This is a genomic window from Providencia sp. JGM181 (genome assembly GCF_018257375.1).
Lineage (GTDB): Bacteria > Pseudomonadota > Gammaproteobacteria > Enterobacterales > Enterobacteriaceae > Providencia > Providencia lanzhouensis.
On sequence record NZ_JAERJY010000186.1, the window covers coordinates 1 to 5,490 of the forward strand.

At 44.6% G+C, this 5,490-nt stretch carries 5 protein-coding genes and 1 pseudogene; 1 reads left to right on the forward strand and 5 read right to left on the reverse strand.

Annotation, left to right across the window (positions count from 1 at the left end):
- Positions 1-442: pseudogene (locus JK188_RS18030) on the forward strand (hypothetical protein); the annotation flags it as partial.
- 32 nt (positions 443-474) lie between these two features.
- On the opposite strand, the gene JK188_RS16145 reads toward JK188_RS18030, so the two are convergent.
- The 5 genes from JK188_RS16145 to fixA form a co-directional block, all read right to left on the reverse strand.
- The gene (locus JK188_RS16145; protein ID WP_108479456.1) at positions 475-1,797 is read right to left on the reverse strand and encodes an MFS transporter; all 1,323 of its coding nucleotides are present in this window, start codon (positions 1,795-1,797) and stop codon (positions 475-477) included.
- Positions 1,798-1,893: 96 nt separating this feature from the next.
- Positions 1,894-2,181 carry a ferredoxin-like protein FixX gene (gene fixX, locus JK188_RS16150; protein ID WP_036954107.1) on the reverse strand — a complete coding sequence of 96 codons (288 nt, stop codon included), beginning with the start codon at positions 2,179-2,181 and terminating at the stop codon, positions 1,894-1,896.
- A complete protein-coding gene (gene fixC / locus JK188_RS16155; protein ID WP_036954109.1) occupies positions 2,178-3,464 on the reverse strand; it encodes an FAD-dependent oxidoreductase FixC in 1,287 nt (428 codons plus the stop codon). Before fixC ends, fixX begins: the two co-directional genes overlap by 4 nt.
- Before the next feature lie 54 nt (positions 3,465-3,518).
- A complete protein-coding gene (locus JK188_RS16160; protein ID WP_211886529.1) occupies positions 3,519-4,460 on the reverse strand; it encodes an FAD-binding protein in 942 nt (313 codons plus the stop codon).
- An 11-nt stretch (positions 4,461-4,471) separates the two neighbouring features.
- Positions 4,472-5,245 carry a putative electron transfer flavoprotein FixA gene (gene fixA / locus JK188_RS16165; protein ID WP_211886527.1) on the reverse strand — a complete coding sequence of 258 codons (774 nt, stop codon included), beginning with the start codon at positions 5,243-5,245 and terminating at the stop codon, positions 4,472-4,474.
- Positions 5,246-5,490: the final 245 nt, after the last annotated feature.

Consider the following 5,490-nt stretch of genomic DNA (forward strand, 5'->3'; position numbering starts at 1 on the left):
AAAGTTTAACGCTCACACGGAAGTAGCTAATTGGTACGGCTTTGAAAATCGATTCTTTGAAGTTACTGATGAAAATAGTGAAGTGGATGCGATTGTTGATGTTCATCATAACTGGGAATGTTATGTCATTGGTGGGAATTTAGCGTCAATAAACCAATATGCGATATGTAATGCAAGCATTATTATGTTGGAATTTCTTCGCTATAAATTACAGACAAAACTCAATACTTATTCTAATGAGAAAATAAAAGTTGATTTAGCTCGGCTAGATTCCTTATTAAGCGGCCATTTTTTAAAAAAAGAATGGGCGCTGAAAGATATTTATGGACATGATCTTACGGGTATTCAATTTTTAAGAAGTGATAAAGTTGAATTAATATCTAAAGAGCCTGAAATAGAGCCAAGGACACGGGGATATTTAATCCCCGAGATTTCGTTGTGATTAGACGAAAGATTTTTAAAATGGGTATTAGGCTATTTTCTTTTCATTATGCTCATCTTGGAGGTTTGCGCTAAGGTTAATCCTTTGGTTTCTGGCGCAAACAGGATGGAAACCACTAAGCCGACTAACGAAACGCCAGCCCCCATGAGTACCACATGGCTAATGCCATATTCGTGAATAAAGACAGGCAGTGCCCACGTTGAAAAAATGGTTCCGATGCGGCTTATAGACATAATCACGCCAACAGCGGAAGCACGAATATCGGTCGGAAAAAGCTCGTTCGGATACAGCCATTGTAATATCCCTGGACCGCCAGAAAAGAAAGCGTAAATACCGAACATAATGATCACTAAGCAGATCCCCAGATTGGAGAATAAACCGAGGATAGCCAGTGCGCAGGTCATAATTGCAAAGCTGCCTATCAGTAATGGCCTTCTGCCCATTTTGTTGAGCCAGTACATTGCAGGTAAGCAGCCGAGCATAAAGAATAGGCTAATGACGACATTACCGAGTGCGGCATTTTTCCCTTGATCCCAACCAAGTTCCCCGACAATTTGCGGGCCAAATGTGTAAATGGCAAACATGGGGATCACTTGGCAAGTCCAAATCGCTGCGGTGAATAAGACAAAAGAGAAGTGCCGCTTGGTAAAAATATCAATAAAGCGGGTTTTCTTTTGCTCTTCGGCCTCAAATACCACGGGCTGACCGAATAATTTGGTCATCATTTTTTGGCATTCTTGATGCCGACCTTTGCGGATCAACCAAAGTGGCGACTCAGGTAAATCAAAACGACCAATCAAAATCACGATGCAGGGAATTACGGCACTTCCAAGCATCCAGCGCCAGCCATCTTCAACATCATATAAAGCATAGCCCACAAGGTTGGCACAAGTGGCACCGACGTACCACATTGCAGCAATAAACCCGACAGCAAAAGCGCGCTGTTTAGTATTGGAAAATTCGGTGATCATCGACGTGGCTATCGGGTAGTCAGCCCCGATGACAATGCCTATTAAAAAGCGCATTAACAGAAGCTGTAAAGGCGTTGAAACAAACATCGTAGCGACGGAGATTGCTCCAATCGCCACAATATCAATCAGGAACATTTTACGGCGACCGACTTGGTCGCAGATATAACCAAATAAAGAGGTACCGATGAACAGCCCCGCTAACGTGGCTGCACCGAGTAAACCAATCCACTCATTACTTAAATTAAGCACTGGAGTGAGCTGCTCTAAGGCAACGCCAATGAGGACTAATACGTAACCGTCAAGAAAAGGCCCACCGCTGCCCCACAACATAATGCGGCGGTGGACTGAGGAAAACTGGATGTCATCAAAGCTTTTAGGTTGCATAGTCGTTACCTGCATTAGCGCAATAAAATAAAAAAAACTCTCGAAGCAACATAACTTTATGGGATAACTTCGCTTCGAGAGTAAGCGCTAGTTATATCAGCCGTATCGAAACTCAATACCGAAGGTACCGCGTGGATATTCCCATTTTTCCAGTGCGCTACCGAGACCCAGAATGCGGCATGTCCCACATTCAAGACAGCCGGCATAATCAAAACGCACCGAGCCATCATCTTGTTTTTTATACAAACCTGCTGGGCAGGCTTTGGTTAATGTTTCGAGTACCGCCATATCAGGTTGCTCTTTGATAACGATATGGGGGATCTCTTCATCGACATTAAATTTATTAATACCGAGTTTGACATCAACATTTACGGGAGCACTCATATCGCTCTCACTCCTTTAATTCCGTCTTTAATTAGATTCATAAAGCCGACTTTTTTCGCATGTTGCAGCATGGTTTTGCGCAGAGGCACAGGGGCTTCATCTGAGATGGTGAACAGTTTTTTGGCAATACCAAGTGCCATCTCCGGGTATGCGGTGAACATGCGCGGGTTATCTAAGAATTCAGGCATTCTTTGGTAGGCTTTCATATCGCGCAGTGGGCCTTGTTCCAGCAAGGTGAGATATTCGCTTAGGCCTTGCTTGCTAAAGTCCTCTTTTTTCATTGCGCTGAGTACGGCTTGAGCTGCAGCTTCACCCGAGGCGACGGCTAAATCCATACCGCGGATGGTAAAGCCTAAGTTCATACACATACCTGCGGCATCGCCAGCCACTAGAACGCCATCTCGAACCAGTTCAGATTGCATTTTTAAACCAGCTTCAGGCACTACATGGGCGGCGTACTCGATCATTTTTCCGCCTTCAATTAATGGTGCGACAGCAGGGTGCTGTTTAAAGTCTTCGAGCATTTGTGGAACAGATTTTTTGGCATCTTTGATATGGTGTAGACCACACACCAGCCCTAACGAAATCGTATCTTCGTTGGTGTAAAGGAAACCACCACCCATCAGTCCATCGGTTGGTGAGCCAGCAAATAGCCATGCAACACCTTCGTTACCTTGAAGGTTGAAGCGGTTTTGTAAAACGTCTTTTGGCAGTTCAATTAGTTCTTTGACGCCGACAGCGACGTGCTCGGCACTGACGCGTTTTGTCATGCCCAATTGTTCTGCTAGAAGGGAATTTACGCCGTCGGCGAGGATCACCACTTTGGCTTCGAGTACATCACCGTCAGCTTCGACACCAACGACTTTGCCATCACGTTCAACCAGCTTATCAACGCGGATCCCTGTGATGCATTGTGCGCCTGCATTTTCAGCTTGTTCAGCTAACCATGGATCCAGTTTTCCACGCAGGATGGACCATGAGGTTTCTTCAGGTTTCTGCGGGTCACCATTTTGGTAATCCACCGTCATTGCACCGGTTTCGGTCATAAAAGAGAGCTTTTCGTGGGTGATCATGCGCTCAATAGGTGCTTCTTTGGTAAACCCAGGAATGATCCGCTCTAAACTGTGAGCATACATGCGCCCACCTGTTACGTTCTTGCCGCCCGCATAGTTTCCTCTTTCAATTAGGAGAACTTGAGCACCTTCACGGGCAAGTACCAGTGCAGCAACTGAGCCAGCCAGACCAGCTCCTACTATGATTGCATCAAAAATATCATCGGACATAGTGTCTCCAAACTTAATGCAGTAGTGAGGGAGTTCCCCCACTACTTAGGATGTTTATTTGGCCAGTTGCTGAGTCAGTGCTGGAAGAATTTTAAAGAGATCCCCAACAATTCCGTAATCTGCAAATTGGAAGATAGGGGCATTTTTGTCTTTGTTGATGGCAACAATCGTTTGAGCTCCATTAGCGCCAACCATGTGTTGGATCTGCCCTGAAATACCGACTGCAAGATACAGTTCAGGTTTGATCATCAGGTTGGAAATACCTACATAGCGTTCATGCTCCATCCATTTTTCGTTTTCAGCCACAGGGCGGGAACACGCAATTTCAGCACCAATGGAATCCGCTAATGCTTTAGCAATGGCAATATTTTCTTGGCTACCGATGCCTCGACCCACACTGACCACAAGGCGTGCTTTGTCTAACTCAACAGAGTTACCGGCTTTTTGCTGAACCGAGGTACGTACAACAGATTGTTTTGGTTCAATCCATTGTGCAACTTGGGCTGTGCCGCTAAGTGATGCATTACTTGATGCGGCATCAAAAGTCCCAGTCGCCACTGTGGCGATGGAAAATGAGCTGCTTAATGTTTCACTGCCGAACGCCAAGCCGCCATAGACCATGTGCTTGATAACCGGTTTGTTATCTTCAATGACGACAGTGGCTGCATCATTCGAGACTGCGGCTTGCAGTCTTGCGCCTAAACGTGCCGCCAATAGTTTTCCACGACGTGTATTTGGCAGTAACAGCAGTCCGGTATCACCATGTTGCTTGATCACATCGACGACGGTATCTGCATAATCTTCGATAATACGGTCATCCGGTTTGCCGGATAATTGAATAACTTGGTTTGCACCGAGTTGAAAAGCTTGCGTAGTTTGCGCGTCATCCAATGCGATAACGTTGACATGTTCACCAAGAGTCTGTGCGCCGCCGATCAGTTCAGGTAAGCGAGAAGCCATGTCACTCAGTACCCAAACGGTTGATAATTTGCTCATAACTCCCCCTATTATTTAATGATTTTTCTTAAGTGTTCAGCGAACTGTGCAACTTGGTCATCGCCATCGCCTTCAATAATGATGCGCTGACGAACTTTTTGTTTTGGTGCAGCAATCGATTGAGCCGATAACGCCGCCACATCGCCAAGACCGATATCAGCAGCCGTCCAAGCTTGAACAGGTTTTTTCGCAGCACCTAAAATGGCTTTCATCGATGGAATAACAGGGACGTTAATGTCTGAAGTCACTGCAAGAACCGCAGGCAGTGGAATGGATAACGTTTCGATTTCGTCTTCGAGTTCACGTTCAACAACAATGGCATCTGGTGCAATAGAGAGGATTTTTTTGACCCCATTAATGGCAGGAACTTGCAGCTCTTCTCCCATTAAAATACTGACTTGCTGGGCGTTGAGGTCAGCAGAGCCATCACCGCACAGAATCAAATCAAAGCCCACCTTTTTGGCGGCGGCACTAAGGGCAATCGCGCTTTGATGCGGCAGGGCATATTCGAATTGGTCTTCAACCACCACGACTAATTCATCAGGACCACGGGATAAAACGTCTTTACGACCTTTCATGTTGGTCAGCGCTTTGCCACCAATACTTAACGCAATAACTTTACTTTCTGGTTGCTGCGCTTTTATTTGATTCGCAGCTTCAATGGCATTTAAATCATATTGACTAATTTTAGTATCAGCGCGAGAAAAATCTAAAGAGCCATCTGAGCTATTAACAACAATATCTTGTTCATCGGGAACAGATTTGTAGCATGTAATAATATTCATTACATCTCCTAGAATAAAATAAATGGAACAGTTGCGGTTTAATATTTATATGAGTATCACAAACTGGATATTTAAAAATAAAACCTACATCACCAATATTGAACACCTTAAATTAAAGCGGGTTTAAATATTCATACTGTTACATTACTCACCAATACTGTAAAAATCATCAAGTTAGCAAGCTAATGTTCAATATTGCTAGCTTAATCACCAATACTGAATGAGCTTAATAACATTAACCCTGT